This window comes from Peribacillus butanolivorans (assembly GCF_001273755.1).
Taxonomy (GTDB): Bacteria; Bacillota; Bacilli; order Bacillales; family DSM-1321; genus Peribacillus; species Peribacillus butanolivorans.
The window spans coordinates 2,757,101-2,777,227 of record NZ_LGYA01000001.1; the positions used below are offsets into that span (position 1 = coordinate 2,757,101).

The window sequence follows — 20,127 nt, forward strand, 5'->3', positions numbered from 1 at the left end:
CGTACTCATCAAGATGTAAAACCTATATATGCGAAACGTAAAGAAACGATTGAGCGTGTATTCGCAGATGCAAAAGAAAAGCATGGTATGCGTTGGACTACTTTAAGGGGACTTAAAAAATTGTCGATGCAGGCGATGCTTACTTTCGCTGCCATTAATTTAAAGAAGATGGCCAATTGGACATGGCAAGGTCCAAAAATGGCCTAACAGAGTGGGCTCGTAGAGCCCCAATCTTAACCTTGGGCCAAAATTCAAAGGGAATTTCAAAAGGGGTTCGGAATTTTATAATTCCGAACCCCTTTTGTCTACAAACTGAACAAAAAAACCTTCATAGAAGGTTTTTTTGTTTTAAAATATTATTGAGTGACTTTTTCTTCAACTTTCGTAGTCCAGTTTAATTCATCTTCAACCTTACCTGTTTGGATACCAGTTAATGTATCATAAAGTTTTTTAGATAATTCACCAGTCTCTCCGTTTTGAACTATCATTTCTTCACCATTCCACAAGAATTCACCAATTGGAGAAATCACAGCAGCTGTACCAGTACCGAATGCTTCTTCTAATTGTCCTGATTTAAAGGCTTCATAGACTTCCTCCATAGAAATACGCCGTTCTGTTACTGGAAGATTCCAATGCTTTAACAATTCAATAATAGAATCCCGAGTAATTCCTGAAAGGATGCTACCATTTAAAGCTGGAGTAATGATTTCACCATTGATTTTGAAGAAGACATTCATGCTTCCTACTTCTTCAATATATTTTTTTTCTACTCCGTCTAGCCAAAGCACTTGAGAATATCCCATCTTTTCAGATTCCTCTTGAGCTTTAAGGCTTGATGCATAATTACCGCCTGTTTTAGCTTCTCCTGTACCACCATTTACGGCACGTGTAAAAGCTGATTCCACCGCTATTTTAACAGGGTGAATTCCCTCTTTATAATAAGAACCTACCGGTGACATAATGATGATAAATTGATAGCGATCTGATGGAGAAACTCCGAGATAAGGTTCAGTAGCTATAATAAAAGGTCGAATATATAAGGACGTCCCTTCTGCTCGAGGAATCCATTCTTTATCAACGCTAATTAAGGTTTTTAAGGCCTTTAACGCGAATTCCACATCAACATCTGGTATACATAGGCGACTATTTGAATTATTTAAGCGTTCAAAATTCTTTTTCGGGCGGAATAAAATAATTTCATCATCTGATGATACATATGCTTTTAATCCTTCAAAAACAGATTGTCCATAGTGAAAAATCATAGCTGACGGCTCTAATGCGAGCGGTTGATAAGGAACAATTCTTGGATCATGCCACCCTTGCCCTCGTGTGTAATCCATAATAAACATATGATCGGTAAATTTCTTACCGAACTCAAGCTGGTCCGCTTGTGGTTTTTCTTTCTTTGTTGTACTAAGCGTGATTTGCATGTCATGTTCCTTCATTACCAAAACCCCTTGTTGAATATTTTTACAAGATTTCACTTCCATAAAATCTATCTTAACTTAGTTTACTCCTATCAGGAATCATAGTTCAAGCCCTTATGACTAAATTTTCGGAATTTTTTCAAAATAATTTGATTTTTTTTGATTACTTTACGTATGATTCCTGAAAAAAGACTCTAATATTCCTTTTTTGTCAGAAAAAAACTTTTATTATTCCTATTAAAATCCTTTAATTCTAATGGCTTGATTGGAATTCTGAAGATTCTTTTATAAAGTCTTAGGTTAATTTTAACAAATATCATTGAATAATGCCAATGTGCATCTTTTCCGTTTGCCGTTGTAGATTACCATCTTGATTACGTAAGACCTTCAATAGCGAAGGAAAATCACTACCGATTCAAAATTGATAGAATGGAGCGAATTAAGGGCATTTGCCACATTCAAAATGCCAATCACAATCAAGATACAAGGGATTCTTATATAACATTCTACAGCTGCTAATTTATGCCTCTCACCTAAATTTGTCTTCCTATTCCCTATGTGAGTAAGATATAAAATAAAATTTTTTTCTAAGCCGATTCGGATTTGTATAAGAATGTTATAGCAACATTTTTTTTAGTAAAATTCAATTTAGTAGTTTACTACTAAATAATAATCTTATATACTTATCCCACGAGATAGACAAAATGCATGCAATTCATATTATTATAGATAAAACGCATGCAACTCTCTTATACTTCACGAAAAGGGGTAACAAAATGAAAAAAAACAGGTGGTTAATTGCTTTATCTGCTATTGCCATTCACCTTTCCATTGGTGGTGCATACGCATATAGCGTATACAAGAAACCTTTAGTTGAGACTATGGGGTGGTCAGAAACTGAAGTAACTTTAGCATTTACAATAATGATGGCGCTTGCAGGAACCTCTGCAGCTTTCTTTGGTAAATTTGTTGAAAAGAATGGTCCAAGAAAATCTGCCTTAGTTGCTGCTGTATTATTCGGTTTAGGACAAGCCGGTTCTGGTTTGGCTGTCATGATCGATTCACTTCCACTTTACTTACTAACATATGGAGTATTAAGTGGACTTGGTATGGGTATTGGGTACATTTCACCAGTATCTACTCTTGTCAAATGGTTCCCTGATAGAAGAGGATTAGCAACAGGTATGGCTGTACTCGGTTTTGGTGCTGGATCTCTTATTACTGCCCCAGTTGCAGCAAGTCTTATGGAATCCGTTGGAATTTATTCTACTTATTATATATTAGGAGCAGGCTATTTCATTCTTATGTTTTTAGGTGCTTCATATATTGCACCACCAAAAGCGAATTACATTCCTGAAGGTATGAAAAAAGATTTTGAGTCAGGAAAAAAAGAAATTAAAAAAGATCTAAGACAATTAACTGCAAAAGAAGCCGTTAAAACAAAACATTTCTGGATGCTTTGGTCTATGAAATTAATTAATACTAGTGCAGGGATAATGATGATTTCTGTGGCTTCTCCTATGGCTCAAGACGTAGTTGGATTGTCTGTAGCTGGCGCAGCAGCACTGGTAGGTATCATGGGAATCTTTAATGGTGGAGGCAGACTTGGTTGGGCAGCAGCCTCTGATTATATCGGTCGCTCAAATGTTTTCGTCATATTCTTTATTATTCAAATCGGAGCATTCCTTTTACTTCCAACTACTACAAATACGTTATTGTTCCAAGGACTTATTTTGTTAGTTGTTAGTTGTTATGGTGGAGGTTTCTCAAATCTCCCTGCATTTGCTGGAGATTTATTTGGAACAAAAGAAATTGGTGCTATCCATGGTTATCTTTTAACAACATGGTCTCTTGGAGGAGTTTGTGGACCAATGCTGGTTACCGCAATTAGAGAAAGTACAAACAGTTATATTCCAGTGTTCTATGTTTTCGCTGGATTAATTGCAATCGCTTTCATCATTTCCATCTGGCTACGTTTAGATATCAAAAAAATGCAAAGAGAACAGAAACAAGGATTTACTAATACATTAAGTAAAATATCATAAACCAGAGTTGTTTATCTGACTATATTGTTAGATAAATCTTTTAGATCAAGGCATTATCAAGATAACTTCCTTATTGGGAATTTTCTTGTGATAATGCCTTTTTCATTTTATATTTTACTCTTTATTATATTTTCATCAGAATTTATATTTTATAAAAATTGAAAACAATTACTGTATGGGCACTTTTCAGGAACTTCATAAGAAAGTACTTTTATTCCTTCTAGAAAAACTAGCTACCCTACTCCCCCTATCTCACTCAAACTCAAAAGTATAAAATCGTTTTATCATATTTAGAAGGCAGTCTATAATTTACACTTTTAAAAATTCAGGCTTTATATTATTAGCATTTTCTTTTTGTATTATATATTTTTGAACCACCCTAAACTGTGATAAAGGCCTAGTTTTTTCTATTAAAAAATCCTAAATTAGTTATTTCGTAATAGCATATCTTTAAAACTAATGTATAATAACTGTTGGTAATCTTTGTTTAGTAAGTATTTTTAAGGGTTTTTACTACTAAATAAGAAACACATTCTAACAAATTTTTTTGAAACATCAGGTAGGGGGAGCAATATGAGTTATTATAACCCGCAACAAATGGCGAAAATTGCAATCAAAGCAGGAACTAAGAAAGCAACATTGCCACTAACTAGTCTAATAATACTAGGTTTCCTAGGTGGGGCCTTTATCGCTTTGGGCTATTTATTTAACATAAGGGTCACTGCAGGCTTACCACATGAGTGGGGTACACTGAATAACTTAATAGGTGGTTTAGTATTCCCGTTAGGTTTAATACTTACTGTAATTGCCGGCGGAGAATTATTAACTGGAAATATGATGGCTGTATCGATGGCTGCGCTTGCTAAAAAAGTATCTGTTAAACAATTATCAATAAACTGGATCTTAATTGCTATAACCACTTCGCAGGTGCTATTTTTGTTGCTTACTTTTTCGGACATCTACTTGGATTGACCGAAACTGATATCTTTTTGAATAAAACGATAGCTGCAGCACAATCAAAGGTGGATGCCAATTTTATCGAAGCATTCATTTCAGCTGTCGGCTGTAACTGGCTGGTAGCCCTGGCTATTTGGATTACATACAGCGCTGAAGATACTACAGGAAAAATCATTGGATTGTTCTTGCCGATTTGTGCTTTCATTACACTTGGATTCCAGCATATTGTTGCCAATATGTTTGTCATTCCAGCAGGAATTTTCGTTGGTGCCGTTACTTGGGGTGAGTATTTTATGAACTTTATCCCAGTCTTCCTTGGAAATGCTGTTGGTGGTGCCATTCTCGTAGGCGGTCTGTATTACGGAGCTTATGCACGTCAGGACAAAAAAGTTGTAGAAGAAATAAAGTATATAAAAAAATCATCATAATTTTTTTATACAACGCCTTCATTTTCCAATGGAGGTTTGTTTTTCATTTTAACCAAAGAATTTTGGTATTTTAATATGAGGTCTCAGCTTCCTATTACTTAAAATATATTGGTTTATTAAAGAACTTCAATGATTCTGTGAAGTAAATGAGATACATGCATCTGCCCTAAATTAGAAATTACTTTAGAATACATCCTTTGCTCCGAATTACGAAATATTTGAATTCTAATTAAAGGTAGAATCAACAACTCGCTTGAAAACAGTCTGTAATTGAACCATCGAATGTCAAATTACATCTATTGCCCCCCTAATCATTTATTACTCTTGGTATTATTGTTTAACTCTAAGCCTAACAAGGGAATTAAGTAGCAGATGAGATTTAGGGGAGATTGTCTTGTTGATAAACAAACCCTTTTTTAAGTATGCATGTGGAATTATCTTAATAATTTTAATTATTTTTTGGCAAGATTGATTATATTCTTTTGCCGATTCAAAAAATCATTACAGCAATGTTTTTCCCAATCATTGTGGCTGGACTATTTTACTATATATTACGACCTGTCGTTAACTTTTTAACTAAATTTATACCAAGGACAGTCAGCATTTTTATTGTCTTCTTGGTTATATTTGGAATAACGGGGACAGGCAGTTACTTTGGAAGTCCTGTAGTCATGGATCAATTCCAAAAATTATCTGCTAACCTTCCAAGCAAAGTCAAGGAATTCTCTAAGGAATCGGAAGTCATGATAGAACAAAATGATTTTGGTATGGTTAATATAAAAAACTTGAAAGCAAATGGCATATCCCATTTTAAAAATTATTCTGAAAAACTTATAGAAAATGTTAATACCATATTCTCTGCGATTATAAGTGTTCTAACTGTACTGGTTATTACACCATTTATCTTATTTTATTTCTTAAAGGATGGAGATAAGCTAAGACCGTTTTTATTAAAGTATATACCGACTGAAGTTGAACCAGAAGGGAACGCGATTTTAAAAGATGTAGATAAAACCCTTTCAACTTATATCATCGGCAAATTCATCGTTTCATTCGTAATAGGGGCTTTTATGTATGTGGGGTACCTAATTATTGGACTCGATTATGCACTCGTATTAGCCCTTTTCGCAATGATTTTTACCGTTGTACCCTTTCTAGGTCCATTAATCAGAGTTATTCCAGCCCTTTTCATAGCCTTACAGCAAGATGTAGGATTGGCTGTAAAAGTACTCATTGTCCTTACTGTCGTTCAACAAGCAGAAGGCCACCTCGTTACTCCGAATATTATTGGGAAACGACTTAATATTCACCCATTAACCATTATCTTATTGCTACTTGGTGCCGGTTCAATAAACGGATTCATTGGAATTCTTATAGCCATCCCTGCTTATTCTGTGGTTAAAACGATTATAGGAAACTTCAGAAAGTTTTATAGGTTAAGGAAGATGAATACATAATTAACAGATTTGCTATCTGATCAACTTTTCCAACTGATAAAACAAAAAGTTACGTATACATAAAGCAGATAGGCATCCTTTTTATTTTATTAGGGTAATTTAATATAACTTCATTAATTACTCATGAATTTCCACAACCCTATAGGAGTTTACTAAAAAAACGCTGATTGAATTTTTCAGCGTTTTTTTATAAATTTTCTAACCAATTGTTTGATAAATGCTTTGACACTGTTTTTCTTTTTAACTTGATTGAACTGCTTCTTCTTCTCAATATAAATCTCTTCTTTATTTATGGCATTTTTTTCTGCTAGTACTAGGCCTAATTCGGAGTTATGGTCTTTGTTTAGGACAATTTTGTAAGGAATATTATGTCGATTAGCTAATTTAATATATTTCCCTAGGTATTGATAGTCCATTTGACCATTTAAAAACAAATTTGACAGTGGAAATTGCTTCATCATTTCCTCAATCTCTGGATATACATTTAGTTCAAATACTTGAGGTTTTTTTAGGACGACAATAACGCGCTCTCGTAATGTGCCAAGGAATTCCCTTCGTTCACCAGGTTTTATTTCTTTTGGACCGTACATCCCTTGTTCAAGGTAGTCCTCTACTTTTAAGCGTGACAATCTTTTCCCACCTCCGGTTTCACTTCAATAATGTATGTAATGTGACCACAAACAGTGCCCTTCTTTCTTTTTAGTAATTTTGCAACGATAAAATCCGATTTGAGTAAATCCTTCTTATTTTAAGTTTACCTTTCCTTTGAAAAAATGTCACTTTAGCTTCACTTCGTGCATAGGATAGTATATGCGTGAATATGCAGGTACTTAAATAAAGGACGGGGAAAACATGAAAAAATTTATTGTATTTGTATTAATGTTCTTTTTTTGTTTTGGTGGATACAGTAATTCTTCAGATGCAGCATCAAAACAACTGATTATCATCAATAAGTCCAATAATCAGCTTGCCTACTATGAAAATAATAAATTAGTGAGGGTATTTATCGTAGCGACTGGAAAAAAATCCTCCTACACTCCTGAAGGAAAGTTTAAGGTAGTTACAAAGATTGTCAATCGCCCCTATTATAAAGGCAAAATTAGAGGAGGAGATCCAAAAAATCCTCTAGGCAATCGATGGTTGGGGATTAATGCACGAAATACACCAGGAAATACGTATGCAATACATGGAAATAATGATTCAAATTCCATTGGAAAATATATAAGTGCCGGCTGTGTTCGTATGTATAATGAAGATGTAAAGTGGTTATATGGTAAGGTTAATATGAACACAACCGTCATAATTACCAGTTCCAGTAAATCATTTGCTTCCATAGCGGCTACAAATGGATATAAGGTTAGCGGATCAGAGAGTATCCCAGTGGGGAATACAATTTCAATTTTAAAGAAAGGAAGCAACGGACCACAAGTACGTGAACTTCAAAAAAGATTAACAACTCTTGGATATAGTACAAAGGGGATAGATGGGGTATTTGGAAATAATACAGAAATATCTGTAAAGAAATTCCAGAAGAATAACAAACTAACACCTGATGGGATAGTTGGACCAAAAACGAAGAAAGCCCTTGGAATTAAATAATCGATCAATGATATCATCTGTTATTGATGATATCTTTTTTTCGGCTAGATTTTAGTCTAAAATGTAACAATTATTACATTCTCATACATTTCGGTGCCTTTTTCCCACCTTCACTTGTAAAATTTATGTTATAATTTATACATAAACAGCTAATCATAACCGCATTGTCTTTCATTACATACAAGGAGGGAATACAAATGTACGATGAACTACTCATAAATATACTTAAAGTAACTTTTGTTGCCGGTACTATATCAATGTTTGTGATTTTAGGATTCGTTAAAGGGCGCCATTTTTAATTTTTTTCCCACTTCTTAATATGAACTTCATTGCCTGATTACTTTATATTTCTTTTTATAATGGTAATCAGGTTAATTTTCCCACAGAAAAGAAGCATATCCTCTAGGCATGCTTTACTTTACCAGTTATCCGTTTTATCTAATAATTGATCAATATCAAATGTATAGAGATTGAATGGAACTGACTCTTCGGCAATCTCTTCTGTAGCTAGCAACAATTGGTCGATATCTATAATAGCCAAAACAGTCTGCCTCCCTTTTAGTTTAAGTAACTTTTACCCTCATTTTTAATATATTAAACATTACGTTCAAAAGATATTTTATTTGAGGGTATCTTTACCTATTTCTACATTTGAGATTTATTTAAGGGCAATGAACTTGTTTCATCTACTCCTTGTGAAGAAAGCGTATGTATCAATTTAACAAGCTTATATAACGTTCCACTACAGATAGTTACTCCAGGTAAATTATGGAAAATTGATTTTTTATTAATATGGTAATTGTCTTTCTCTGGAGAATATACAACAATTTTCTTATTTAAGGACAAAGCATATCCAAGCTCATAAAGATTTCCTTTACCTGCAGTAAGAAAAATTAGCATAAAATCTGCATCCTCAATCCCCTTTTTTTCGTACTCCCCTATACTATCTATAACTCCTTGTTTATCGTCGTTCTCGATTAAATTCGAGTCATTTACACATGTAAATCCCTTGGCATTCAATTTTTTTATCAACGATCTAACTTGCTTCAAATTTTTTTCGTCTGATGCTATATAATATTTCATTCATATACCTCCAAATCTTTAACTATTGATACTTTTTACCTAGATTACCTTTACTATACATATTCGTTATAGAGAACGCAATATCCTTTCCAAAAAAATATTAATTTTAATAAATAAGGATTATTTCTTTAAATACTTGTTTTTCTTATTTTATTTAATTTTTTTAAAAAAAGCCATCATTCCTCTATAGGTAATGATGGTTTTGTTTTCAATATTATATTTTTCAAAGAAGGTCTCTTTCCCCTGTGCCCCCATATTATAACTCAATAATCGGATGCGCTCTCCATGCCTTCAGGAAAAAAGTTCTCATCTTATATCTCTTCATTTACTATCATTGTTTTCCTGGTTTCGAGATCATAACATTAACAAACAAGTATGCCTTTTTAGGCTCGAGAATACAAGACCCAATATCTTTGTAACGTTTTTTACATACCAATGTGCCAATTTTATATAAGGTTATTTTTAGGCGAATGAATTATTTTCTGCAGTTACAAGATCTAGCGATTTCAATTGGGCTATTACATAAGCCGGTAACCTAAATGGCATTTTTCTTTTCAGCTAGATACTTCCGTTTTTACAACTTCTAAAGGACTCATAGATGTTATTATTATCAAACAAAAAACCTTGTCTTCTACCAGGCAAGGTTTTTTTATTTCTCATATATGATATTTTCTATTTCAATGCGAAATGGAGCAGCCTCGCATATATTAATACCTCTATCTAAATTCACTTTTTCCATTTCACTGGCATCAGGGATTGTTTTTTTGTCGTGAATAAAATGTTCGACCATGGATTCTAACAGTTCTTGAGCACAAGCTAAAGCTTCGACCCGATTTCTGCCGCTAACGGTAGAGATAAATCCTTTTCGCTTAAAATCTGGAAAACAAACTTGAACGGAAAATGAGTCTAATATTAAGGGGTGTTTTTCGTAATAAAAAACGGCTGGATACTCATAGATTTGAACGGTCAAAAATATCATCCCTCCTATGAATCTTTAGGTTTTTATGTTAATTATAGCACAAAATTCCATTTAAAATAATTTCAACTTATTTTTCTTTGTCAAATTTACATTTGAAATTTAATAAACCATACTGTCCGTATTTACTGTGAAAAAAAATAACACAAGAAAAATAAGAATCATAATCACATTTAGGATTATTCCGATAATACTACATATTTTACCAGCAGTCACCAAACCCTTTCCAGATTCCCCCGATTGGGCCATTTCTTTTTTACTCTTTGAAGCAAAAATCAAACCTAGAATACCTAATATAATTCCGATGAATGGAATAAGAAGAGATAAAATCCCCATAATTAATGATACAATTGCTTTACTATTACTTTGTTTAATTTCAGACAATTATTCCACCTACTTTCTTTTTTACTTATATATACGGTTTATGTCAGTAAAAGATTCATTTATTGAGTAATTCATTACAAACTACTTTTTGATACAATGCCAATTGAGTGGAATGAATCCTCCAAATAAAACATGAATGTTAAAAAATCCGACTCAAATAAATGAGTCGGATTTTTTAAGTTCGTTTCAATTCAAGTCTCTGTGCTACTATAGACAAACTATAATTAACGACGAAATACATGAGAGCAACGAGAATTAAAATTGGTATCAAAAATTTTTGACTTTGCCCATAAATAATTTGGCCATGATGAGTTAGCTCCGGTAATGATATAACAACCGCTAAAGAGGTATCCTTTAATAAAGATATAAATTGACTGACAATAGGAGGTACCATGCGGCGCAAAGCCTGAGGGAGGATGATATGTATCAATGCCTGTACATAGCTCAAACCTGATGAACGCGCAGCCTCCATTTGGCCTTTATCAACGGATTTTAATCCACTTCGAATTACCTCAGAAAGCATGGCTGACTCAAAAATTGTCAAGGCAACGATAGCAGCCGGAATGATTTCTAATTTTATTCGTACCTCTGGTAAAGCAAAATACGTAAAAAATATAATTAATAGCAGTGGTAAATTACGTACTGTTTCCACAATCATTGCCAATATTTGTGATAACACTGGCACTTTTGCATACCGAATTATTCCCACAAGCCCACCAATAATGAAACTCAAAATAATAGATACAAAGGCCACCTGTATTGTTACCCAAAAACCTTCTAATAAAAATTTGATATTATCTGGTGTATAGGCACCTGCAAAATCCATGTCTTATACCTCCCTCAATTACTCTTAGCCAGACGTTTTTCTAAATAACCAACGCCAAGACTTAAAGGAATGGTAAGAATTAAGTAAAAAGCTGCGACGAAAATATAGACATCGAATACAATAAATGTCCTTGAAGAAATCAAATCACCATGGTACATAAGATCAAGCCCAGCAACCACGGCTAAAATGGAAGAATTTTTAACAAGATTGATAAATTGGTTTCCAAGCGGGGGAATAACTATTTTTACTGCTTGTGGCAGAATGACAAGTCTCATTGCCTGCCCATAGGTCAGTCCTGATGAACGCGCAGCTTCCATTTGGCCCTTTGGTACAGAAAGTATACCAGCTCGAATGGCTTCTGCTATAAAAGATGACGTGTAAATAGTTAAGGCTAAGGTTCCTGCGTATATTCCACTTAATTTAAGACCCAAAAAGAAGAAAAATGTAATAATCAATAACGGAATATTTCGAATAATCTCGACATAGGCGGTTCCAAGCCAGTTTAGTGGCTTTAGCGGGGCTATCCGCATAATAGCAACAAGCACACCAAGAATCAAACTCGCTACCAACGCTATCAAACTCGACATGATTGTATTTTTGAAGCCTACTAAATACATATCTAGATTCTCTGTTAAAATGGAGAAATCAAGCACGGCATACACTCCCCTAACTAATCAGGATGAGTAATTTGCTCATCCTGACAGATGACAATGTTTAAACTTCAGAATTATTATAAAAATCCAATTTAAACTTATTCACCTTTTTAAAAGGTAAATGTATTAATGTTTAATCCATTTATCATGGATTTCATCATACTTGCCTGAATCTTTAAGAGACTTAAGTGCCTTATTCAATTCAGCCACAAAGTTTTCATTCCCTTTTTTAACAGCAATTCCATAAGGTTCGTCTGTAAATGTACCACCAACAAGCTCATAATTCGGATCTTCATCTGCCATTCCATAAAGGATGGAATCATCTGTAGTTAAGGCGTCGCCTTGGCCAGACTTAAGTGCAGCAAATGCTTCAGAATAGTTTTCAAATTCCAGTACTTGTGCGTCAGGAGCTTTTTCACGGATATTTATGGCTGAAGTAGAACCTTTTACAGCCAATACCTTTTTACCTTTTAAACTATCAATACCTTTAATATCGCTTCCTTTTTTAACAAGTAAAGATTGTCCAGCATCAAAGTATACATCAGTGAAATCAACTTCTTTTTTACGATCATCTGTGATTGTCATAGTAGCTACAATCGCATCGATATCTCCATTATTCAATAATGCCATTCTTGTTTTCGAAGTTACTTCTTTGAATTCAACTTTCTTTTCGTCACCAAGAATCTCAGCTGCAAGAGCTTTAGCAATATCAATATCGAATCCTTCTACCTCACCTGTACTCGGGTTTTTCAAGCCGAATAACCGTGTATCATTTTTTACGCCGAAAACAATCTTATCCTTATCCTTTACCTGTGTTAGAACGTCTTTATCTTTGTCTTTGCTACCGCTTTCTTTACCATTATTGGACACTTTGTCCCCGCCACAGCCAGCTAATAAAATTACAGCCAGTACTGATAGCAATGATAATTGCAACCACTTTTTTTTCTTCAACATGTTATTCACCCCTGTTTTTTATTTAATGATTTAATATACGGCTAAGAAATAATCGAGCCCTCTCTTCACGAGGATTTGCGTAAAACTCAGCCGGTATTGCCTCTTCTAAAACCTTGCCCTCGTCCATGAAAACGATTCGATCTGCGACTTCACGGGCAAATCCCATTTCGTGCGTTACTACGACCATCGTCATTCCTTCATGGGCAAGTGCCTTCATTACATCCAGTACCTCGCCAATCATTTCTGGATCCAAGGCTGAGGTTGGTTCATCAAACAACATGATTTCCGGTCCCATAGCCAAGCCTCTAGCAATGGCTACCCGCTGCTGCTGTCCACCTGAAAGCTGCGAAGGAAAAGAATTTGCTTTATCTGCAATTCCCACCTTTTCCAAATACTTTTGCGCGATTTTTTTCGCTTCCGCATCTGTTTGTCCTAAAACCTTCTTAGGAGCAAGCATGATATTCTCAAGCACGGTTTTATGAGGATAGAGATGAAAATGTTGAAAAACCATACCAATATTTCGGCGCAGCTTGTTTATATCTGTTTTTTTATCCGCTACATTCAATCCGTTAACCGAAAGTGAACCTTCTGATATCGTTTCTAAGCGATTAATACAACGAAGCAGTGTACTTTTTCCAGAGCCGGATGGACCAATGACAACAACTACTTCCCCTTTGTTAATTGTAAGATTAATATTTTTCAAAACATGAAAATCACCATAATACTTATTAACTTGATCAAAAACAATCATAATTAACCTCCCTAAGCCCGTAAGATATGTAAAAGTGATTAAAGTCCGAAAATTAATAATAATCAGAATTCTAAGTATATAAAGTTGCAATCTGTTGGGTAAAACATCTTCTTTTTAATATCTATCTGAAATCATAAGTTAAACCTTCATCTTCTATTATTTCCCTTGAAACGATGAAAATATATAAGACGATTATTAAAGCTATATTAAACTAGTAATTTAAATATCATATTCTATCATTACATTTTTATTATATCTAACATTTCTTAAAATTACCATATAAACTTAAAATTGTTAAAAACCTTAATATGTTTCATGATATTATTGCTATATTTCATAAATTTCACCTAATTAGGTCTATTTCACCACACGTTATTTTCCTTCATAATCAAAAAAAAGTATTTATTTCCCAAAAATACCGGTCAGCGGTACGTACGTTTTAGCGGAAGACAGCAAATGTTAATAAAACAAGTAGACCAATAAAAAAGACAGCAATACGCCGTCTTTTTTATTCCTTTATAGCATCTTCAAACGGCGCTGAAAATAGACCTTTTGGTCCCAACATATCCGTTTCCGATTCACGACTTTCCCCATCCACAATATAATAACCTGCAGGAAAAAAATCAAACAAATTACTTTCCTTATGCAGCTTTAAGAAATACTCGTATAGATCATCCATAAGTTGTTGGTGTTCTTCTAACTTTATGATTTCACCACATTCATCAATTTCAAAATTTTCGTTAATCGCATCTTGAAGTTCTTCATGATTTGAAGCGGCGATATAAAGATCCACATCTCCACATTCCATACATAGCAGAAGTCTTTCTTCCCGCACCTCTTCATAGGAGTTTTGAACAATTTCTTTTAAAACGGAATCAATTTTGTCAGGATTAGCTAGTTGGATTTGAGTCTGAAACACAAAATCTCCTCCCCAGTTTTTTTAAAAATAATTGTATAGAAAATTATAAACTAGCTGCGCAGAAAATAAAAAAAGTAAGCTCAGCTTTAAGATTTTATGCTAAATTCCACATGCCAGACTGCCCCTTTTTCTTTAGTTGAATCATTCCAATACTCTATAGCTACGCATCCTGTAACAAAGGATCTTGCATCATTCCAAACTTCTCCAGGAAGTTTTATTAGAACACTAAAGAAGCCATGATGTCTAGGCCCCACCTGTTAATGGAGCTTTTTTCATTTTTGAAGCTAAATTAGCATATAGGATTTTATGAATCTTGTGGTGTTAAAATATCCTGAATACTACATAATTATCTCCTATCAATTCATTACATAAAAAACTCCATTCCTGCCGACGACTCCATATCGAACATCCTTAGCCGTTATTTTGCGATCTTTGCATTGTTTCATAACCCATTCTTTGTTGTAGACAGAGGTTAAATTTTTTGTAATAATTACACCATTATATATGAGCTCAATGGGAATTTCGGAAGATAATAGATCTTTATCTTTCTTCAATAATGGCTGGTATTCTTCTTTTTTTTCAATCGAAAGTTTACCACTAACTTCGAGTATTGCTGTTTCTATTTGATCTATCTTAAATACCCCTTGTTCCCTGATTTGCTGTTTTAAATCATCGATAGAATATTTAGCTTTTCTCATGTTAAACTCATTGATTTCCCCTTTTTCAATAATAATAATAGGCTGTCCTGATAAGTATTTTCGAAAACCTCTTTGTTTGAAAGAAAAAATAGAAGATAGAAAAAAGATAAAAATCAGTGTTAGAAAAGAAGCAAGTGTTGGAAAAAATTTAAGGTTTGTATCAAATCCCATATTTGCAATATAGGAGCCAACTGTTACGGATAAAGCAAAACTATAATAATTTAGTTGGGAATTCATGCGTTTACCATACAAATATGTAAAAACAAGTAAGACTATATAGGAAATACCTGTACGAATAATTGGTTGCATTAAGTCTTCCATGAAAAGCTCCTTTTAGTATGTTTCAAATTTCATTGAGATTTCTTATTCCAATAAATACAACAGATCTAAATCAGACCCGTATACTTTTCGTGGTTTTCTCCTTCCATATAATCCCCTCACTTTATTTGCTCTATAAACCATCATAATTATTATGTCCATTTTTTTCAGAGCCTTAATGATTGATAATAGCTGCATTTGTCAAAGTCAGCTTAATTTCTTAGTTTGAGTTGTTCTACTAATGCTATTTCTATTTACCCTTGCCGCTACTAAGTTCAGACAGAGTAATACCGTTACAATTATTAAGTAACTTTCCTAACTTAGGCCTTTTCTATTCTTTCCTAACCATAACTTTAAATCAGTTCTCTTAGCTATTTTTCGTTCCCTATTATTGACTGATCTATATGTCTTTATTCACCATCTATTATTTGGTTTTTGAAAAATATTGTGAAATATGAACAAGCATTTTCCATTGGCAATTACGCCATCCTTATTAAGCGTTATTCTCTTGAATCTTGCAGCTATGATTAATCCAGTCTTTATTGGAATCACTGCAGGTCTTCTCCTAATTGCGCTAATTGGGGTACCGTTCTGAAAATGCGGTTTTACAACATTAAGTATATCTTTCTAACGATTCCCCACCTATACGAGGAAGAAAAATGTATCATTGATCAACAGGTTCAAAAATAGTCATTGGGCAACCTTTTCTGAAATCCCTTTATAGTAAAATTAACATTTCGAAAGGATGGTTAACTTGATGCTATCTAAAGAGAAAAAAACTGTACTCGCCCACTTATCTATCATCTATTATCGTTCTTAATGTCTTATTGATGGGTTTTTATTTATTAGGGCTTTTGGTTTTTTCCCATCTACTTGGATGGATGCATTGCTTTTTAATCCACGTATCTCTTATTGCATAATAGTATATGAATTTTAACATCAATTATCCTTATACACTTTTGCAATGTAAAAAAACTTGTACAGATTATTCATGTACAAGTTTTTCACACATCTTATTCATGGCCAAGAGGTTTAAGATTTTAAGTTTCATAATAAACTAAAATTCCCTAATTTATTTTCATAAATATTAAAATATTATCTATAATACAAAGAAAAAGACAATAGGAAGCGTAATCAAACTTAAGGATGTACTAATGAACGTGGCACTTGATACAAATTCAGGCTCCGTATTAAATTGGAGAGCGTACATCGTGGTGTTAGCTGCCGTCGGCATAGCAGCTACGATAATCATAATATGCCTGACCATATCATCTACCGGCAAAGCAAGTGATAATAGGAAAGCAATGGCTGGAGATATAGCAAGCTTTACCAGCAACGAGATAGAGAGCTTTTGTAGCGCGATTTTTTTTAGTGAGATGTTGGCAAGCTGCATTCCAAGTGTAATCATAATTGTCGGAATTGCCGCATTTGCAACAAGGTTGACGGCTTCCATAACCGAATTGCTTAAAGGAATGTTCACAAGCTTAAAAACCACACCTGCAATTGCTCCGTACACAATCGGCATCCTACACACAGCTTTAAGTGCAGAATGTACTCCGTTACCTTCCGGACTTCCCTTTGCAGCAAAATATATACCTATTGTACACATGACTAACTGCTGGCCTACCATTAAAATGATGGCATAATCAAGTCCTGCTGCTCCAAATAGAAGGAAAATGACTGGTGTTCCGTAATTTCCATTATTCATGAATGCGGACGCTAAGATCATCCCACTCGTTTCCGTTACTGTATAATTACGAAAAAACGAAATGATATAGACAACCAAAATAAGAGAAAGACAGAGTACAATCGTGAATAAAAACAGATAAAAATAATTAACATTAAATTCAGCTGTATAAAAAGTACGGAACACAAGAAAAGGTGACATTAAATATAATGCTGCCGTCGAAATGGATTTTGTATCAAGTTGAAACCTTTTCTGACCGACGAACCCTAAAACAAAAATACCGAATATCGGTAAAAGAACTCCCAAAAACCCCATACATTTCACCTTCATAATCTTAATGATTTTCTTCTAACAATATCAGTTTTAAAATAATTTGTAAAAATACTTCTTAATATTTTAAATATTTTATACGTTATATTTTCTAACACAAAAGTATTTTTTATTATTTTCTGAAAATATTATTCAACTTTTATCCATATATGGTATATTATTTATTATATTTACGGCATGAAACATCACACAAACTATTTACTGTTTATCAAAAATTTTGATAGGGGTGTTTTTATTGGATGTAAAATTCATGGAGATGGCAGTTCAACTTGCATATGAAAATGTATTGGCAAAGAACGGAGGACCATTTGGGGCTATTATTGTAAAAGATGGCGTGGTCGTAGGGAGAGGTTGTAATAATGTGACAACAGCCAATGATCCGACCGCTCATGCTGAAGTACAAGCGATTCGTGATGCTTGCAGAAATCTGAACAGTTTCCAGCTTACTGATTGTGAAATATACACAAGCTGCGAACCGTGTCCAATGTGTATCGGTGCTCTTTATTGGGCCCGTCCAAAAGTGATTTATTACGCTTGTACGAAAGAGGATGCGGCCTGTATCGGCTTTGATGACCAATTTATATACCAAGAACTCGCGGTACCAATGGAGAGCCGTTCTATTAAAATGCAGCAAATGTCTTTTAGTAACCATGATTTACCGTTCCGTACATGGGAGACATATTCGGAAAAAGTGAAATACTAATCGGAAAGATTTTTTAGAAACGGAGGGCATAATAATGGAAAAAAGTTTGATTCAAAGGAGAATCGACGTTGCGTCAGGAAGAAAGCCTGCTGATTGCGTCATTAAAAATGGTCGGATTATTGATGTATTTAATGGCGATACCTATACTGGCGACATCGCAATCGTGGATGGTTTTTTTGCCGGTATTGGAAGTTACGAGGGCAAATCAGAAATTGATGCCGCTGGTAAATATGTTTCACCCACCTTTATCGATGGTCATGTCCATATTGAATCCTCAATGGTTCGTCCTTCTGAACTAGCAAAAATACTGCTTTTACATGGAGTGACCTGCATTGTTGCAGATCCGCATGAAATTGCCAATGTTTCAGGAACAAAGGGCATTCAATACATGATCGAACAATCCAATGACCTTCCTTTTGACTTCTACTTTATGATGCCATCTTGTGTACCGTCGACAAAATTCGAACATTCAGGTGCTGTCTTGAATAGCGAAGATCTAACCCCATTCTATCAAAATCCAAGGGTTCTTGGTTTAGCCGAAGTGATGAATTTTCCAGCCGTCTCCAATACAGAAGAGGATATGCTACAAAAATTAAACGATGCAATAAAACATGGCAAAAACATTGATGGCCACGCCGCGGGCTTAACCGAACAACAGCTCAATGTTTATATGTCTGCAGGTATTAAAACCGATCATGAATGCACCACAGCAAAAGAGGCAAAAGAGAGACTTCGTAAAGGAATGTATATTATGATCAGGGAGGGCACTGTTGCCAAAGACTTAATAAACCTGGTTCCAGCCATAAATGAGAGAAATTCCCGTCGTTGTTTATTTGTCACAGATGACCGACATCTGGATGATATTGTGTCAGAAGGAAGCATTGACCATAGCGTTCGACTTTCCATAGAAAATGGCATTCCCCCTCTGACTGCAATTCAAATGGCGACCATTAACGCGGCCGAATGCTTTGGTTTAAAGGAGCACGGGGCAATTGCACCTGGATATAGGGCAGACTTTCTTCTATTTGATGATCTTGTTTCTCTCCAAATTCACTCCGTATTTAAAGATGGAAATCTTATTGTACAAAATAATCAACTAATAAACTTTCCAGAAAACAAGGAATGTATTATGGAAAATGAATTAAAACATTCTGTAAACCTTCATAATATAACAGAGAAAGATTTATCCATTCAGCTCAAAAATAAATTGGCTAATATTATTGAAATAACACCAAACAGCTTGATTACAAAGCACCTGATTGAACCGGTTTATCTTAATAATGGCCAATTCCAGTTTTCTGAACGAAATGATCACATTAAGCTCGCAGTTATTGAACGGCATCATTTGACAAAACAAATAGGGCTCGGAATTGTCAAAGGACTTGGCTTGCAATCAGGTGCGATTGCCACGACAGTCGCCCATGATTCACATAATTTAATCATTGCGGGCACGAATGATCAGGATATGCTCATAGCAGCAAAGGAAATTAAAAAGATGCAGGGTGGATTAGTCGTAATCCAAGATGGAAGAACACTTGCTTCCCTTCCTCTCCATATTTCCGGATTAATGAGCACAGGTACTTATAATGAAGTTGTTGATTCCTTAAAAAGGATCGACGAGGCGTTATTAACACTCGGTGCTAATCGCCATTTCAATCCTTTCCTGACTCTCGCCTTTTTAGCACTTCCTGTTATCCCGGAAATTAAACTGACAGACCAAGGCTTATTTTCGGTCTCCTCTTTTATGCACATCTCTATCGAAGCAGTTTTACCAGTCAATAGAATGGAAATTACATAATCCCCTACAAGGGGGATTTTTTTCATTCAAAAACTTTTACATAATAAAGGTTCCAACTCCACTTAAACCAGGAAAAAGGTATATATGTGCTTTCTATGTTAAAATAAACTCAAATCTTTCTTGGAGGGGATAAA

At 34.4% G+C, this 20,127-nt stretch carries 19 protein-coding genes and 1 pseudogene; 7 read left to right on the plus strand and 13 right to left on the minus strand.

Translation table 11 applies throughout. The features are described 5' to 3' along the window. Positions 1-207: transposase (locus AKG34_RS12565; protein ID WP_053345888.1), on the plus strand; the 207-nt coding region annotated here is incomplete at its 5' end. A 149-nt stretch (positions 208-356) separates the two neighbouring features. On the opposite strand, the gene AKG34_RS12570 is transcribed toward AKG34_RS12565, so the two are convergent. Beyond that, positions 357-1,445: a branched-chain amino acid aminotransferase gene (locus AKG34_RS12570; protein ID WP_053346377.1), complete on the minus strand. Its 1,089-nt coding sequence runs from the start codon at positions 1,443-1,445 to the stop codon at positions 357-359. 758 nt (positions 1,446-2,203) lie between these two features. On the opposite strand from AKG34_RS12570, the gene AKG34_RS12575 reads away from it, so the two are divergent. The 3 genes and pseudogenes from AKG34_RS12575 to AKG34_RS12585 all read left to right on the plus strand — a co-directional run bounded on the left by AKG34_RS12575 (position 2,204) and on the right by AKG34_RS12585 (position 6,314). Next, positions 2,204-3,472 carry an L-lactate MFS transporter gene (locus tag AKG34_RS12575; RefSeq protein ID WP_053346378.1) on the plus strand — a complete coding sequence of 423 codons (1,269 nt, stop codon included), beginning with the start codon at positions 2,204-2,206 and terminating at the stop codon, positions 3,470-3,472. A 573-nt stretch (positions 3,473-4,045) separates the two neighbouring features. Then, positions 4,046-4,857, plus strand: a pseudogene (locus AKG34_RS12580) (formate/nitrite transporter family protein). Between the two features lie 482 nt (positions 4,858-5,339). Then, positions 5,340-6,314: an AI-2E family transporter gene (locus AKG34_RS12585; protein ID WP_236694939.1), complete on the plus strand. Its 975-nt coding sequence runs from the start codon at positions 5,340-5,342 to the stop codon at positions 6,312-6,314. 176 nt (positions 6,315-6,490) lie between these two features. On the opposite strand, the gene AKG34_RS12590 is transcribed toward AKG34_RS12585, so the two are convergent. Continuing rightward, positions 6,491-6,943 carry a YueI family protein gene (locus tag AKG34_RS12590; RefSeq protein ID WP_082527393.1) on the minus strand — a complete coding sequence of 151 codons (453 nt, stop codon included), beginning with the start codon at positions 6,941-6,943 and terminating at the stop codon, positions 6,491-6,493. 223 nt (positions 6,944-7,166) lie between these two features. Between AKG34_RS12590 and AKG34_RS12595 the strand changes: the two genes are divergently transcribed. Then, positions 7,167-7,913: a L,D-transpeptidase family protein gene (locus AKG34_RS12595; protein WP_053346379.1), complete on the plus strand. Its 747-nt coding sequence runs from the start codon at positions 7,167-7,169 to the stop codon at positions 7,911-7,913. Positions 7,914-8,331: 418 nt separating this feature from the next. Here AKG34_RS12595 and AKG34_RS29310 read toward each other — a convergent pair whose 3' ends face one another. The 11 genes from AKG34_RS29310 to AKG34_RS12645 form a co-directional block, all read right to left on the minus strand. After that, complete coding sequence (locus tag AKG34_RS29310) at positions 8,332-8,454, minus strand: hypothetical protein (protein ID WP_269083735.1); 123 nt, start codon at positions 8,452-8,454, stop codon at positions 8,332-8,334. A gap of 104 nt (positions 8,455-8,558) precedes the next feature. Then, on the minus strand, positions 8,559-8,996 hold the full coding sequence (locus tag AKG34_RS12600; RefSeq protein ID WP_053346380.1) for a nucleoside 2-deoxyribosyltransferase: 438 nt from the start codon (positions 8,994-8,996) through the stop codon (positions 8,559-8,561). 649 nt (positions 8,997-9,645) lie between these two features. Continuing rightward, the gene (locus AKG34_RS12605; protein ID WP_053346381.1) at positions 9,646-9,966 is read right to left on the minus strand and encodes a type II toxin-antitoxin system HicB family antitoxin; all 321 of its coding nucleotides are present in this window, start codon (positions 9,964-9,966) and stop codon (positions 9,646-9,648) included. Positions 9,967-10,074: 108 nt separating this feature from the next. Beyond that, positions 10,075-10,356: a DUF4190 domain-containing protein gene (locus AKG34_RS12610; RefSeq protein ID WP_053346382.1), complete on the minus strand. Its 282-nt coding sequence runs from the start codon at positions 10,354-10,356 to the stop codon at positions 10,075-10,077. A gap of 175 nt (positions 10,357-10,531) precedes the next feature. Then, entirely contained in the window at positions 10,532-11,182 is a 651-nt protein-coding gene (locus AKG34_RS12615) for an amino acid ABC transporter permease (RefSeq protein ID WP_053346383.1), read from the minus strand. 14 nt (positions 11,183-11,196) lie between these two features. Next, entirely contained in the window at positions 11,197-11,835 is a 639-nt protein-coding gene (locus tag AKG34_RS12620; RefSeq protein ID WP_053346384.1) for an amino acid ABC transporter permease, read from the minus strand. Positions 11,836-11,961: 126 nt separating this feature from the next. Next, positions 11,962-12,789, minus strand: a complete 828-nt coding sequence (locus AKG34_RS12625; protein WP_053346385.1) for a transporter substrate-binding domain-containing protein — start codon at positions 12,787-12,789, stop codon at positions 11,962-11,964. A gap of 22 nt (positions 12,790-12,811) precedes the next feature. Beyond that, on the minus strand, positions 12,812-13,540 hold the full coding sequence (locus AKG34_RS12630) for an amino acid ABC transporter ATP-binding protein (protein ID WP_053346386.1): 729 nt from the start codon (positions 13,538-13,540) through the stop codon (positions 12,812-12,814). A gap of 508 nt (positions 13,541-14,048) precedes the next feature. Beyond that, a complete protein-coding gene (locus AKG34_RS12635; protein ID WP_053346387.1) occupies positions 14,049-14,459 on the minus strand; it encodes a hypothetical protein in 411 nt (136 codons plus the stop codon). 356 nt (positions 14,460-14,815) lie between these two features. Beyond that, positions 14,816-15,478 carry a DUF421 domain-containing protein gene (locus AKG34_RS12640; protein WP_053346388.1) on the minus strand — a complete coding sequence of 221 codons (663 nt, stop codon included), beginning with the start codon at positions 15,476-15,478 and terminating at the stop codon, positions 14,816-14,818. 1,096 nt (positions 15,479-16,574) lie between these two features. Further along, entirely contained in the window at positions 16,575-17,477 is a 903-nt protein-coding gene (locus AKG34_RS12645) for an AEC family transporter (protein WP_053346389.1), read from the minus strand. Between the two features lie 265 nt (positions 17,478-17,742). Here AKG34_RS12645 and AKG34_RS12650 point away from each other — a divergent pair, with 265 nt between their 5' ends. Both AKG34_RS12650 and ade read left to right on the plus strand, forming a co-directional pair. Next, complete coding sequence (locus AKG34_RS12650; protein WP_053348096.1) at positions 17,743-18,195, plus strand: nucleoside deaminase; 453 nt, start codon at positions 17,743-17,745, stop codon at positions 18,193-18,195. Positions 18,196-18,229: 34 nt separating this feature from the next. Beyond that, complete coding sequence (ade, locus tag AKG34_RS12655) at positions 18,230-19,993, plus strand: adenine deaminase (protein WP_053346390.1); 1,764 nt, start codon at positions 18,230-18,232, stop codon at positions 19,991-19,993. The last annotated feature ends 134 nt before the right edge of the window (positions 19,994-20,127 follow it).